The following is a 13509-nucleotide window of genomic DNA, read 5'->3' on the forward strand; positions in this document are numbered from 1 at the left end:
TTATAAAAATGAGCCAGCAGGTTTTACTTCAAACTGCATTTTGTCTACCCACCCCGGATATCGAAGCCTTAATCGAAGGGCGAATGATCGCCGCTATTCCGCGAATATTCTTGAATCCGGGACGACAATTTGCCCTTTATCCCTCAGATACCTCCAATAACGCTCTGCCTATCGAACAATATTATCGCTCAAATTTTATCCCCACCGCCCAAAAAAGTCTGGCTGAACTCGGTTCTGAAACCGTTCTAATTAAAGCCTGGGCAAAATGCGAACGTTGTCAAGTTTTGGATGATTCCGAATCCCTTGATTTTCTATCCCAGCTAACCGTATGGACAACAGCGGGATTGGAGCAAACTCGTGTAAAACGAGGTCATATTTTTTTAGCCTACCTGCGGGTTTATCGACTCCCGCAACCGATAGAAATTCCTGTCCATCCGAGTCCCCGATTTATTCCGCTTCCCCAACCTTTAACCGTGACTCAAGACACACCTGTTTTGAGTCAGACACGCTTTGAACAGTGCTGTCGCCAGATGGAAAAACGACAGCCGCCTCAGCATCCAGAATTGGAAGAATTACAGAGTGCGATCGCGTCATTATCAAATAATAGTCTAGCAGCTAAAGAACTCGACCAAGATATCAAACAATTCTTAGGCTGGAGTAGCCAATCAATCGGGAGATTTGACTCTGATTTCATCTGGATTAAAACAATCGCTGATGTCGGTAACTCTAGCGATGGTCATACCTTTGAAAAGCTGGTACGAAAAAGCTTACTGAAACTAGGATTTACCAACTCTAGAAATGACCCAAAAGCAAGCCTAAATCCCGAAGCCACTGGCGGTGCTGGCGGGATTGATTTTTATGCCGATGCACCTTATCCTATTGTTGGCGAATGCAAAGCCACCAAAAGTGAAATAGTACCCAGTAAAACTCCGGGACAATTAATCCAACTGGGAAACAATCATCTGCAACAAGACTATGATCCTTGTCTCAAACTCATTGTCGCCGCCGGAGAATTAACCCCAGATGCTTTACGAACAACTTTAAATAATCAGATTAGCGTGATTCGTCCAGAAACTCTCCAACATCTCGTGGAATTGCAAGCCCAGCATAAGGGTGCTATCGATTTACTGAAACTCAAAGCCTGCTTGCAAGATGCTTATGGGTTAGCCGATGATAAAATAGAGCAATACCTGGTAGAAGTGCGTCAAGACATCGCCGTGCGATCGCACATTGTCCAATCCGTTAAATCCTTCCAGGAAAATGCAGGGTTAGGCGAAGTGGGAGTTGATGCGATTTATGGTGCGTATATCGGTTCGAGTCCCCCCAAACCCTTAATGCCGAATGAATTGCGTGATATTCTCATTGAACTATCCTCACCCTTGGCAGGTTACTTAGGGAGAAGTAAGGGTAATGAATTGAACCGCGATCGCTTCTATTTTTTGCGCGATTTACCTCTAATTCATTAAGGTTAAGAAACCTTTTGTTGGAGACTATTCATGAACATCTGTATCAACTTCATGTTGAAACCCCTACTAAATAAGAGATACCCCTAAATCCCCCATGGAACAAAAAGCGAAGCATCCTCTGGTCTCCCCCTTTTGAAGGGGGACGGAAGGGGGATCTAAAAAGGGAAGAGGAGGATCTAAAAAGGGAAACTTCCATTTTCACAAAAGCTAGGGGTAAGAAAATGCAGAGTAATTAAGACGCCCAGAATCGCACTGACAATTATACCTGTAGCAATTCGTTTAATTCGTACAAACTGTGCCAACTGACTCGCCCAAATATATTCTCGGTGTTCTTGAAGTGGCAAGGGTGTACTATTATCTGATTTAGCCAACCAAGTTGTTGCTTCCCAGAGTTGTTTACCGTGTAGCAAATAGCTGCGATCCCGATCATGAGAAACCCAATCCCGCCAGAGTCCGTAGAATTTAGTATGTAATCTGGCGTCTTCTGGATTAATATTGAGAGCATCCAACAATTTAGTTAAGCAAACGTCAAATTCTTCTTCTGGAGTAAAAAACATCCAGTTGATAGATCGCAGTGATAGAGGAACTGGATCAGGTTGATCAATCACAATCGGGAAAATCCGTTTGCCTTGACTTAAAGCATACTCTAACTCTTGACCACAAACCTTAGATATCGCTGAGTTGGGAGTTAGCATAAATAGAAAATAATCCGAATCTTCAATCCCTCGCTTAATTTCCTCCCACCACTCAACCGCTGGTGGAATATCTTCCCAATCTACCCAGATTTCATAATTCGGAGATAAAGCGGCGTAGAGCTTTTGAACGAATACTTTGTCCTTGTGGGAGTAAGAGAAAAATAACATACTGCCACGCTCTTGAATGTCCAGTTTTCGGAAACGAGACTGGAATAAAGACAGCAGCTTCTTGGTAAAACGCGGCGGAAGAGAATGAGTCCTTGGGGTGTGAATGCTAGTCATCTGATATCTAGAAATATACTATAAGGCTTGATTTTTCGGAGACTTCACAGTCGCCAGGAAATTTTCCGGACATTGTTAAAAATTCTTGATAATTTTGGTAGAATAACTTTTGATATATTAATTTTCTCTAAGTTATTAGTCAAATTTCGAGTATCGACAGCTTTGTCCCTTGAAAAGAACTGAATTCGTGGGTGAAGTCGATTGAACCATAGGGAGATGTGCCAGGATCACGCCTTCGGTAACCTAAACCTAAACCCAACTCAAGGAGAGAATAATGCTGAAGAATTCCCAAACGCCCAATCAGACAAACCCAGAAAATGGTGCAGAGAGTGGCAATTCAGACTCCATCAATCTGGATGCGATCGCCACTGACACCACCAACGCGATTAACCAACTCCCCACAGCCACACAGACGCAGCTTACAGGAACCAAAGAACTCCTGAGACAACTACAGCATATTATTGAGGCGGAGGATAACTTATCCTCCCAAGACAAAGCCCAAGCCTTAGAACAGGTGAAGATACTCGCCGAAGCCGGGAAGAATCCCCAAGCGCCACAGAAACAGGAACAAGTCAAGGCATCGCTTTCTTTTTAAGCTTCAGTTGACACCAATGCAGATCCTTGAGTAAACACACCCTGAACAGGTGCGGTGAATACTACTCCAATAGGGTATTGAACCGAATCCCTCTACCTCTTGGGTTTTTGTATTCTAAAAACATAGAAAGAGGTGGTTCTAAAAAACCCCTGAAATACTCACTTCGTTTTTAGAGGGTTATACATTATGGCACTGATTCGTTGGGAACCGTTCCGGGAAATTGATTCCTTACAAAATGAAATGAACCGTCTGTTTGACAGCCTCACACCGACAAGCCGTTCTGAATGGGCAGGAAACTTTGTCCCCCCCGCCGAAATGCACGAAAATGGGGATGCGGTTTACCTCAAACTCGAAGTTCCAGGCATAGACGCCAAAAATCTGGACGTACAAGTTACCGCAGAAGCCGTCTCCATTAGTGGTCAACGCCAAGCTGAAACCAAGACTGATCAAAAAGGTGTTACGCGAAGTGAATTCCGCTATGGCAAATTCCAACGGGTAATTCCCTTACCCGCTCGAATTCAGAACGATAAAGTGGAAGCCGATTACAAAGATGGCATCTTGATGCTAACTCTGCCCAAAGCAGAAGCCGAAAAAACCAAAGTAGTCAAAGTTAACATCGGCTAATCTTAGCCAAACACTCCTATGGGCGCACCGACGTGCGCCCTATTTCCCTGAAAAACCTATTGTTGAGAATGGCGCTAAGTAATCGTTATGTAGGGTGGGTTAGGCGGGACTTAAAGTCAGGCAATAAACCTTTAATGGACTATCCGCCGTAACCCACCGATATTTAGGTGAAGATGTTTTATAGCGGACAAAATTTATGTCCAGATACTTACGCCTTGAACAAGGGCGCAAGGATGGTGCCCCTACGGATAGATTGGCAATAATCCAGGACAAATTACAATTAAAGGAACTGACTAAATCTCGAATCCGCTTGTAGGGTTTTCAGTACCTGCTTAATTTCTTGGGTGCGGTCTTTTTTCACAATTAACGTCACCCCACCATCTCGCACAACCACCACATCTTCTAAGCCAATCGTCACAATCACCTCATCCTGATCACTGGTATAAAGAATCGCCCCTTGGGTATCTTTCCCTACATGAGTTGCCAGTTCCACATTCGCTGCCTCTCCCTTGTGCAAACGTTCTAAGGCATTCCAATCTCCCAAGTCATCCCAATCAAACGTAGTCGGGAGAACATAAGCCAGTTGGGTTTTCTCCATTAAGGCATAATCAATACTGATTTTAGGTAGTTTAGAATAAGCATCAATCCCCTGTTGTTGTAACGGATTGATAATATCAGCCGCATACGTGTTTAGTTCCGCTAATACGACGCCAGCCCGGAAAATAAACATCCCACCATTCCAGCTAAATTTCCCCGTCGCCAGAAATTTCTCGGCTGTTTCTCGGTCTGGCTTTTCTGTAAATCGAGCCACCCGATAAATTGGTAAATTATTAAACGTTCCGGCGGGTTCTCCTTGTTCAATATAACCGTAACCTGTAGAGGGGTAGTCCGGGGCAATTCCCAAGGTGACAATCGCCGCTTCAGTCGCCGCTAACTGAGTCGCCGCCTCAATGGTCTGCTGAAACGCCTGCTGATCCGCAATCCAATGGTCTGCTGGAAAAAAGCCGATCACCGCATCTTCTCCATAGTGACGCGCAATTTCTAAGGTTGCCCACGCCACAGCAGGTGCAGTATCCCGCCCTTCGGGTTCGGCTAATATATGCTCACTATCAAGTTGGGGTAACTGTTCTCGCACCCCGTCGGCTAATTGAGCCGATGTGATCACCCAGACATTGGCTGAACCTCCCGCCAATTGACTGAGACGGTCAGCCGTGGTCTGTAAAAGACTCTTTCCACTACCATCTAAACTTAAGAACTGCTTAGGTCGGTGTTTGCGGCTAAGGGGCCAAAACCGTTCACCTTTGCCGCCAGCTAAAATTACAGGTATTAATTGACTCATTGTCCATGCTATTCTGATTGTCTGCTACATCCTAGCCTGGGAGAGCGGAGGCGCGGAGGAAGCTGAGGGAGCTGGGGAAGCAGGGGGAGCTGGGGAAGCAGGGGGAGCTGGGGGAGCTGGGGGAGCTGGGGGAGCTGGGGAAGCAGGGGGAGCTGGGGGAGCTGGGGGAGCTGAGGAGAACTCACGGGGGAGTGAGCTGGTAACGCTATAATCCAGCAATAGATTCGGTGAACGTCAAAGAATCCAGAACAGTTGGTGTGTGGTGAGGATAAAACAACGTGTCGAATAGTTCCCAAACTAGCTGGGGTTTTCAAGTCTCCCATCCTGAAGATTATACGCGATCGCAGGGCGACTCTGATGTCGCTGAAAATGATACTGAAAATGATACTGGGGGTTCCCCGCCTCCCCCACCGCCAGAGGGTGATGACGGAGAGTCCCATTCCGATGATCATTCAAATAAATCCAGTGGTGGTCGCTATATGCGCTGGTTTCTGTGGAGTGCGGCGTTTATCTTAACCGCTACAGTATCTGCTACCTTGGGCGCAACGGTTGCCCTAATTACCCCTCTGTCCCCCTTAATCGTGCCGCAAAATTTTGTCCCTGGCGCGAAAGAAAATTCCTGGCGACAAGCGTTTCGCTATGATTTAGCCCGACCGGTCAACATCCTGGTCATGGGAATTGACCGCGTTTCCGATAATGACAAAAACTCCTCCGACGTTTTCAGTGGTCGCAGTGATACTATGCTACTGTTACGCCTCGACCCGACAGAAGAGTCTGTGACGATGCTTTCCATTCCTCGGGATACCCAAGTGGAACTTCCGGAGGTAGGACTTGCCAAAATCAATGATGCCAATGTGGAAGGGGGTGCAGCGTTAGCCGCACGGGTGGTGAGTCGTACTCTGAATGATGCACCCGTTGATCGCTATGTGCGGGTGACTACGGATGCATTTCGGGAATTGGTAGACCTGGTGGGGGGAGTTGAGGTGTTTGTTCCCTATCCGATGCAGTATGAGGATGTCACCCAGGATTTGTACATTGATTTAGAACCGGGATGGCAAATCTTAAATGGAGACCAAGCCGAACAGTTTGCTCGATTTCGTAAAGACGGCTACGGCGACATTGGTCGAGTTCAGCGCCAACAAACGCTACTCAAGGCGCTGCGTCAACGGTTGCTCAGTCCCAAGGTGCTACCGCGTTTACCCCAAATCATTCGGGTGATGCAGCAATATATTGATACCAATCTCAGTTTAGAAGAAATGCTGGCGCTGGTGGGCTTTGGCTTAGATTTAGACAAAGATGATTTTCAGATGGTACTTTTGCCCGGTCGCTTCAGCAATCCAGAGGAATATGTTGCCAGCTATTGGATTATGGATTCTGCCGGACGCGATCGCGTTATGCAACAATACTTTCAGCAAACCCTTGACTGGAGTTCATCGGAGATTCGGCGTTCTCCCCAACGGTTGCGAATTGCGATTCAAAATGCCACAGATGACCCGCAATTAGCTCACAAAGTTGCTCGATATTTGGCGAAAAACGACTTCTATAATGTCTACATCATACAGGATTGGCCCGATCAGGTACGCGAAACTCAGATTATTGTGCAACAAGGCGATTTGAAAGCAGCAACCACCTTGAAAAGGGTTTTGCAACTTGGTCACGTCGAAGCCTCTTCCACAGGAGATATTGAATCCGATTTAACCATTCGTGTGGGTGAGGATTGGTTGATTCGGCATCCAGAAGCGGAGGAATAATGCTGAGGGAGCTGGGGGAGTAGAGGGAGCAGAGGGAGGTGAATGATCAATGATTAGAAAAGAGTTGTATGTGTAGGGGCGGGTTTCACTACTATCGTTTTTTGCCCACCCTAATGTAACTAAACCCGCCCTGTCTAAATGATGAATTCCTGAATAAATGACAAATGACGAATGACGAATGACACATGACAAATGACAAAATTTTTGGCATGTTACCCGAAGACCAAGGGCAATCGTTACGGGAAATCTGGGATGAATTTGAAGCCGTAGCCACGCCGACAGCCCGATTTGCCGTCGCTCTAGACCGTTTACAACCCCTGCTGCTAAATTACCAGAATCAGGGTGGAACTTGGCAGCTACATGGTATTACTGAAGGTCAAGTGATGCAACGTATGGAACCTGTGCAAGAGGGTACACCTCAACTTTGGGAATTGGTTGAGCAAATTGTGGCGGACTGTATTGAAGCGGGTTATTTACAAAATGCGCGATCGCTCTCCACCAAGAGTCAAGTAGACTAGATCATTATGTCTATTGTTGTGGCTCAAAATCTGAGCAAAGTCTACCCCGTAGCGGTCAAACAACCCGGTATTAAGGGGACTCTCACCCACTTTTTGCGCCGAAAGTACCGCTCTGTCGTTGCTGTACAAAATGTTTCCTTTGAAATTGGCATGGGGGAAGTGGTGGGATTTCTCGGTCCCAATGGTGCCGGTAAAACCACGACCTTGAAAATGCTCACCGGACTGGTTCACCCTTCCGGGGGTGAGGTGAAGGTGGCGGGTTATCAGCCATTTCAGCGGGAATCCAACTTTTTGCAGCAGATTACCCTAGTCATGGGTCAAAAGCAGCAACTGATTTGGGACTTACCCGCCTTGGATTCCCTGAGAATCAACGCCGCCGTTTATGGAATTTCTCACAACCAGTTTCAACGTCGCGTCGGGGAACTGGCAGAAATGTTATCTTTAGAAGCCAAACTCACGCAACCCGTGCGGAAACTCTCCCTCGGAGAACGCATGAAAGCTGAATTACTGGCGGCGCTTTTGCATCAACCCCAAGTCTTATTTTTAGATGAACCTACATTGGGATTGGATGTTAATGCACAATTAGCGGTGCGGAATTTCTTACGCGAGTACAACCAGCGCACGGGAGCCACCGTTTTATTGACCAGTCACTACATGGCAGATATTACGGCGCTGTGTCAGCGAGTGCTGCTAATTTATGAAGGGCAGATGATTTATGATGGCAGCTTGGAGGGACTCCTCAATCGCTTTGCTCCCTATCGGGAGGTGAAAGTAGAACTGGCTCAACCCTTGTCAAAAGAGGAGTTATCAGGTTATGCAGAAATAGAAGCGGTGGATGGGTTAGCAGTACGTTTCCTCGTGCAGCGTGAAAAGCTGACAAGTACCGTGGCTCGGATTTTGGCGGATTTAGAGGTGATAGATTTAACGGTTAGTGACCCCCCCATCGAAGAAGTCATCGGTCGGGTTTTCCGAGCCGGAGTTGTTTCGTGATTTTTGGTCATTGGTCATTGGTCATTGGTCATTGGTCATTGGTCATTTGTCCAGAAATTAATCATTTGGACAGGGCGGGTGTAGGGTGCGTTAGCGTTCGCGCAGCGTTCCCGTTCGCGAAGCGTTCCCGTTCGCGCAGCGTTCCCGTTCGCGAAGCGTTCCCGTTCGCGAAGCGTTCCCGAAGGGTAGGGTAGGGTAGGGTAGCGTAACGCACCATTTCAAACGATAGTAGTGAAACCCGCCCCTACATAGAAAACTTTTTTCTAGTCATTAATTATTTACCTTCCCCATCTCCCCCACCACAATACTGATTCAGCAACGTCTAATTACTATGAAGCGATTAATTTATACCAGTAAGATATTTCTATCTGTGTACTATGCTCACATGTTGGAATACCGAGCAGAGCTTTTTTTTTGGATACTTTCCAATAGCTTGCCGCTGATTCTTATGGGGGTTTGGATGCAGGCATCTCAAGCCGGGGAGTTTGAACTAACTCCTGAAGAATTTATGCGTTACTTCCTATCCGTTTTTATCGTTCGCCAGTTTACTGTGGTGTGGATGATTTTTGATTTTGAACGGGAAGTGGTAGAGGGCAGACTATCTCCTAAACTCCTGCAACCCATTGATCCTGTATGGCATCATGTTGCAGGTCATCTATCTGAACGCTTTGTTCGCCTACCTTTATCGGTTATACTTTTAGGTTTGTTCTTTCTCCTCTATCCCCCAGCATTTTGGTTGCCTGGTTTGGGTGATATACTATTATTTATATTCATCACGACAATGGCATTTGCCCTACGATTTTTAATCCAATATACCTTTGCTTTATTTGCATTTTGGACAGAGCGAGCCAGTTCACTGGAACAATTTTGGTATTTATTCTATTTGTTTCTGTCAGGAATGATGGCACCGTTGGAAGTTTTTCCCCCTACAGTCCGAGCCGTTGCCGAGTGGACACCTTTCCCTTACTTGGCTCATTTTCCCGCCGCGTTGTTAGTGGGGCTACCTGTTAATATTGTCCAAGGAATTTTGGTTATGGTGGGTTGGGGATTGTTATTTTTTGGCGTCAATCGCTGGTTGTGGCGCAAGGGATTGAAGCAGTATTCGGGAATGGGAGCGTGAGATGGGCGGAGGTGCAGCTGACTTTTCACGCCATTTAGAAAAATCGATATCAAACCTAACCCCCCAGGGAGGACAGCGGATGCTTCGCTTTTTTTGCACGGAAGGGGAGAATTCAAAGCCTCTTTCCTTGTAGGAGAGAGGTTTGGAGAGAGGTTTTCCAGATCCCGTGAAAAGTAAAGGAGATTCAGGGGGGCTGGGGAGATGAGGGCGGGTTGAGTAACATTAAGGTAACAATATAATAGCCAAATCCGCCCCTGCACATCGGTCAGGGCGGGTTTTGAACAAACGTTATTATCCACAGCTAAAAGAAAGTTCCTAAACCCGCCCATACAACCCATTTTCCCTGAGCAAAGTTAAGGGTTTCCTAATCTCCAATCACTATTCTTGATCAAATTTGGCAACGGCATTTTGGAAGGATTGCTGTAAATCCAGCCAAGCGGCTTCTACACCAATTTTGATATCTTCCCAAGCATCTTGACTAGCCGCCTGGAGTTCTTCCAGTCTCGTTTGCACCGCAACCTGTCTGGTTTGCAGTTCCTCAAGATGGCTATTGTACTGAATCTGAGCATCAGCCTGGGCTTGGGCTGCCTTGGCTTTCATTTCATCAACCTGAGCATTTAGCTTGTTTAACTCAGCTTGCACTTTGTCTCGGTATATCTGTTGCTGGTTTGGTTCGGTAGCCATAAGAATACCTCATTAACGTCAAAAATTTGCCTCAAAAAGGCTGGGTACGCCTCAAAAAGGCTGGATAAAACCATAAATGTTTAATTCCTCACTCATTATAGAGTGACTTGTCGGGTTCATGCATCTATCTATTGAATGATATAATCCAATTCTGTCTTCTATCTAGCGAGATAACTAATTTGTTGTAGCGTCTGATACGCTCAGTTGCAATAGGGGTGATGCACTTGCCCCGATTTGTTTGCAGTGATTATTCAACGGGGAAATGGCAGAACAAGCTCTAACGCAGGAAACCCATGCCGATTCCTACAAAAACCGGGGTCGGAACTGGTGGAATAAGCTCACCGCCTTAATTGCATGGGCGAATATCCTGCTGGCATTATTCAATCTCAGCTATATCCCATTGCGGGATGTTTATGTGCGAGAATTTCCTAAGATTGTGACAGTCTATGACCCGGTTAAAAGTATTGAGCCTCATCCTGATACCCAACGTTACCTCAATACCGTTGATGCTTTAACCGTACAAATCTCCCAACAGGGACTGCAAGCACCGCCAATTGAACCAGTCTTGCAAGAGTTGCGCCAACAAAGTAATGACCTGATTGAAGAGAACCCATTTTTGGCAGCCAATAAGTTTGGGACATTCGCTAAACTGAAGCGGCGAATGCGCGATCATCTGAATACGGAATCAGCAAAGCAAGCCTTTGCAAGATTTTGGCGACAGGAGTATCTAGCGCAAGTAGGCTGGGAAAACGCCCTCTCATTCTTTAACAGCGAGATTCGACTGCTACTAGAGAGCAATTATTTTCGACCCACCGATGAAAATGGTCAACTCGTTGATAACTTCTGGCGTATTGACCTTTATTTTATTGCCTTTTTTGGGATTGAGCTTTTATTCCGTACCTTCTTCATGTCTCGACGCCAAGAGAAATTGACATGGGGAGATGCCCTCTGGCGGCGCTGGTACGACATGCTGCTACTCCTTCCCACCTGGCGCTGGTTACGGATTATTCCGGTATCTGTGCGATCGCATCAATCAGGATTGTTCAATATGGAGCGAATTTTAGCACAAGTCACCCACGAACCGGCAGCGTACTTGGCAGATCGGGTATCGATGTTTTTGATGGTGCGACTGATTAATCAAACAAAAGAATCTGTTGACAAAGGAGATATGGCGCGTGCCATATTGCAACCTGAGACGTATGTCCAAGTTAGCGATATTAATAAAGTCGATGCCATCACCGATCGCCTCTTAGAACTCTCTATTTATAAAGTTTTACCGCAAGTTCAACCCGATTTACAGGCATTATTACATCATAGTCTCAAAGGAGCGCTGCAACAGTCAGATTTTTACACCGGATTGCGACAAGTACCGGGAATGAAAGGGTTGCCCAAAGAGGTTATGGAAAACCTTTCCAATTATTTAGCTAAGACAACCTACGAAGTCCTGGCTACCTCTTATTCTGATTTACAAGGGCGACAACTGTTTGACCAACTGAGTCACAATTTTAAGTACGCCCTGCGGGAAGAATTACAGGATGAGGCAACACAGCTAGAACTTCAGTCGTTGCTGTCTGACTTGTTAGAAGAACTGAAAATTAATTATGTGCAGCGTTCAACGGATGAAGATCCCGAAGCCACTTTAGAAGAAGCCGATCAACTGCGTCAAGAGATGGAAAATCCCCAAATTCAGTAGTTTTTCACATTCTACAGGTCAAATTCTTCCCTACGCCCAATTGGGCGTAGATGCTAGTATTTAAAAGGATAATAAAGGCAGCGATCGCGAGTGGTGACTATGACATCGACGAAACTCTCTGGTCAAGTAACAATTCCCCGCTTAGAAAACGGCGACAAACTCAACCGTTTTGAATTTGAGCATCGCTATTCGGCTATGCCTGATCTGAAAAAAGCCGAATTAATTGAAGGAATCGTTTATATGGCATCTCCCCTCAGGATTACGCAACATGGCGAACCCCATGCTCATATTATGCTGTGGCTAGGCTTCTACACAAGTTTCACTCCTAATCTGCAATTGGGCGACAATTGTACAGTTAGGCTGGATCTGGATAACGAACCTCAACCGGATGCTATTCTGAGAATTAAAGTCGGTGGACAATCAACAATTAGCGACGATGATTATATCGAAGGTGCGCCTGAGTTGATCGTAGAAATTGCGGCTAGTAGTGTTTCCATTGATTTGCACCAAAAACTCAATGTGTATCGCCGTAATGGAGTACAAGAGTATTTAGTGTGGCGAGTTGAAAACGGTGAATTGGATTGGTTTCGGTTAAGGGAAGGAGACTATACTAAACTTAAACCTAATCGCGAAGGGATTCTTTATTCAACTGTTTTTTCAGGATTGTGGCTAGATAGAGCAGCGTTATTAGCTGGAGATTTAGCCAAGGTTTTAGACGTATTGCAGCAGGGATTAGCCAGTCAAGATCATCAAGATTTTGTTCAAGACTTGGCATCACGTCAGTAGGTGTTAGGTGTTAGGTTTTAGGTGTTAGGTTTTATAAAGTAGAAACGCGATCGCAATGGATTATCCCGATATTGATCTTGCTCCTCTGATTGATCATGCCCTCCTCTCGCCCACGGCGACACCCGAACAGGTAGAAAAATGGTGTCGTGAAGCTGATCGATTTCAGTTCGCCACAGTCTGTGTCTATCCAGTGTACGTCAAACTCGCGGCTGAACTCTTACACAACAAAACGCCCAAGGTTTGTACCGTAATTGGCTTTCCCAGTGGTGCTACCACAACTACTGCTAAACTCTACGAAGCCCAAGAAGCAGTAGAAAATGGCGCGACGGAATTGGATGTCGTGCTTCATTTAGGGGCATTAAAAACCGGGAACACCGACGCTATCTATCGCGAAATTGCCCCAATCTGCGAGGAAACTGGGCAAACCGTCAAAGTTATCTTAGAAACAACGCTTTTAACTGACACTGAAAAACAACTCGCCGCCGAAATCTGCATTGATGCTGGGGCGCAATATCTCAAAACCAGTACAGGTTGGCATGGAGGTGCAACGGTGTCGGATGTCAAATTTTTGAAAGACTTGACAAAAGGACAAATCGGGATTAAGGCTTCAGGAGGTATCCGCACCATCGAACAAGCGTTAGATTTAGTCATAGCCGGAGCAACCCGATTAGGAACCTCTCGTGGACCAGAGTTGTTGCAACAGCGTGAGGAAAAAGGCGAGGAATGAGGTTTAAGTATGTAGGGGCGGGTTTGACCAATAATGTGGCGACTCAAACCATTAACGTAACTAAACCCGCCCCCACCAAATCCGAGAGTCTTGACATGAATGACAAATGACAAATGACGAATGACAAATGACAAATGACAAATGACAAATGACAAATGACAAATGACAAATGACAAATGACAAATGACAAATGACAAATGACAAATGACAAATGACAAATAACAAATGACGAATGACAA

13 protein-coding genes are annotated in these 13509 nt (G+C 45.9%); 10 read left to right on the top strand and 3 right to left on the bottom strand.

The annotated features are described in order from the left end of the window. Nucleotides 1–8: 8 nt before the first annotated feature. On the top strand, nucleotides 9–1466 hold the full coding sequence (locus RIC07_RS13945; protein ID WP_446395047.1) for a DUF1802 family protein: 1458 nt from the start codon (nucleotides 9–11) through the stop codon (nucleotides 1464–1466). Between the two features lie 176 nt (nucleotides 1467–1642). Here the strand turns inward: RIC07_RS13945 and RIC07_RS13950 are convergent, their stop codons facing one another. Next, complete coding sequence (locus tag RIC07_RS13950) at nucleotides 1643–2443, bottom strand: toll/interleukin-1 receptor domain-containing protein (protein ID WP_446395048.1); 801 nt, start codon at nucleotides 2441–2443, stop codon at nucleotides 1643–1645. Nucleotides 2444–2717: 274 nt separating this feature from the next. Between RIC07_RS13950 and RIC07_RS13955 the strand changes: the two genes are divergently transcribed. Further along, nucleotides 2718–3038 carry a hypothetical protein gene (locus RIC07_RS13955; RefSeq protein ID WP_446395049.1) on the top strand — a complete coding sequence of 107 codons (321 nt, stop codon included), beginning with the start codon at nucleotides 2718–2720 and terminating at the stop codon, nucleotides 3036–3038. A gap of 186 nt (nucleotides 3039–3224) precedes the next feature. Continuing rightward, nucleotides 3225–3662, top strand: coding sequence for an Hsp20/alpha crystallin family protein (locus RIC07_RS13960; protein WP_446395050.1), 438 nt, complete (start codon nucleotides 3225–3227; stop codon nucleotides 3660–3662). A gap of 280 nt (nucleotides 3663–3942) precedes the next feature. Here RIC07_RS13960 and RIC07_RS13965 read toward each other — a convergent pair whose 3' ends face one another. Further along, entirely contained in the window at nucleotides 3943–5001 is a 1059-nt protein-coding gene (locus tag RIC07_RS13965) for a mannose-1-phosphate guanylyltransferase (RefSeq protein WP_446395051.1), read from the bottom strand. A 278-nt stretch (nucleotides 5002–5279) separates the two neighbouring features. On the opposite strand from RIC07_RS13965, the gene RIC07_RS13970 reads away from it, so the two are divergent. The 4 genes from RIC07_RS13970 to RIC07_RS13985 all read left to right on the top strand — a co-directional run bounded on the left by RIC07_RS13970 (nucleotide 5280) and on the right by RIC07_RS13985 (nucleotide 9380). After that, entirely contained in the window at nucleotides 5280–6752 is a 1473-nt protein-coding gene (locus RIC07_RS13970; protein ID WP_446395052.1) for an LCP family protein, read from the top strand. Nucleotides 6753–6937: 185 nt separating this feature from the next. Then, nucleotides 6938–7270, top strand: coding sequence for an HD domain-containing protein (locus RIC07_RS13975; protein ID WP_446383319.1), 333 nt, complete (start codon nucleotides 6938–6940; stop codon nucleotides 7268–7270). A gap of 6 nt (nucleotides 7271–7276) precedes the next feature. Continuing rightward, nucleotides 7277–8260 carry an ABC transporter ATP-binding protein gene (locus tag RIC07_RS13980; protein ID WP_446395053.1) on the top strand — a complete coding sequence of 328 codons (984 nt, stop codon included), beginning with the start codon at nucleotides 7277–7279 and terminating at the stop codon, nucleotides 8258–8260. 331 nt (nucleotides 8261–8591) lie between these two features. Beyond that, complete coding sequence (locus RIC07_RS13985; protein WP_446383315.1) at nucleotides 8592–9380, top strand: ABC transporter permease; 789 nt, start codon at nucleotides 8592–8594, stop codon at nucleotides 9378–9380. A 378-nt stretch (nucleotides 9381–9758) separates the two neighbouring features. Here the strand turns inward: RIC07_RS13985 and RIC07_RS13990 are convergent, their stop codons facing one another. Next, entirely contained in the window at nucleotides 9759–10064 is a 306-nt protein-coding gene (locus RIC07_RS13990; RefSeq protein WP_446395054.1) for a hypothetical protein, read from the bottom strand. A 262-nt stretch (nucleotides 10065–10326) separates the two neighbouring features. Between RIC07_RS13990 and RIC07_RS13995 the strand changes: the two genes are divergently transcribed. The 3 genes from RIC07_RS13995 (at nucleotide 10327) to deoC (ending at nucleotide 13270) form a co-directional block, all read left to right on the top strand. After that, entirely contained in the window at nucleotides 10327–11757 is a 1431-nt protein-coding gene (locus RIC07_RS13995) for a hypothetical protein (protein WP_446395055.1), read from the top strand. 99 nt (nucleotides 11758–11856) lie between these two features. Beyond that, complete coding sequence (locus RIC07_RS14000) at nucleotides 11857–12543, top strand: Uma2 family endonuclease (protein ID WP_446395056.1); 687 nt, start codon at nucleotides 11857–11859, stop codon at nucleotides 12541–12543. A 49-nt stretch (nucleotides 12544–12592) separates the two neighbouring features. Beyond that, nucleotides 12593–13270: a deoxyribose-phosphate aldolase gene (gene deoC / locus RIC07_RS14005; RefSeq protein WP_446395059.1), complete on the top strand. Its 678-nt coding sequence runs from the start codon at nucleotides 12593–12595 to the stop codon at nucleotides 13268–13270. Nucleotides 13271–13509 lie beyond the last annotated feature (239 nt).

The sequence above is a fragment of the Coleofasciculus sp. E1-EBD-02 genome, assembly GCF_040218245.1.
Taxonomy (GTDB): domain Bacteria; phylum Cyanobacteriota; class Cyanobacteriia; order Cyanobacteriales; family Coleofasciculaceae; genus Coleofasciculus.

What these genes read in the sequence shown, in the direction of transcription:
- RIC07_RS13945 (WP_446395047.1), top strand. Translation starts at nt 9, where the DNA reads ATGAGCCAGCAGGTTTTACTTCAAACTGCATTTTGTCTACCCACCCCG.
- RIC07_RS13950 (WP_446395048.1), bottom strand. Translation starts at nt 2,443, where the DNA reads ATGACTAGCATTCACACCCCAAGGACTCATTCTCTTCCGCCGCGTTTT.
- RIC07_RS13955 (WP_446395049.1), top strand. Translation starts at nt 2,718, where the DNA reads ATGCTGAAGAATTCCCAAACGCCCAATCAGACAAACCCAGAAAATGGT.
- RIC07_RS13960 (WP_446395050.1), top strand. Translation starts at nt 3,225, where the DNA reads ATGGCACTGATTCGTTGGGAACCGTTCCGGGAAATTGATTCCTTACAA.
- RIC07_RS13965 (WP_446395051.1), bottom strand. Translation starts at nt 5,001, where the DNA reads ATGAGTCAATTAATACCTGTAATTTTAGCTGGCGGCAAAGGTGAACGG.
- RIC07_RS13975 (WP_446383319.1), top strand. Translation starts at nt 6,938, where the DNA reads ATGACAAATGACAAAATTTTTGGCATGTTACCCGAAGACCAAGGGCAA.
- RIC07_RS13980 (WP_446395053.1), top strand. Translation starts at nt 7,277, where the DNA reads ATGTCTATTGTTGTGGCTCAAAATCTGAGCAAAGTCTACCCCGTAGCG.
- RIC07_RS13985 (WP_446383315.1), top strand. Translation starts at nt 8,592, where the DNA reads ATGAAGCGATTAATTTATACCAGTAAGATATTTCTATCTGTGTACTAT.
- RIC07_RS13990 (WP_446395054.1), bottom strand. Translation starts at nt 10,064, where the DNA reads ATGGCTACCGAACCAAACCAGCAACAGATATACCGAGACAAAGTGCAA.
- RIC07_RS13995 (WP_446395055.1), top strand. Translation starts at nt 10,327, where the DNA reads ATGGCAGAACAAGCTCTAACGCAGGAAACCCATGCCGATTCCTACAAA.
- RIC07_RS14000 (WP_446395056.1), top strand. Translation starts at nt 11,857, where the DNA reads ATGACATCGACGAAACTCTCTGGTCAAGTAACAATTCCCCGCTTAGAA.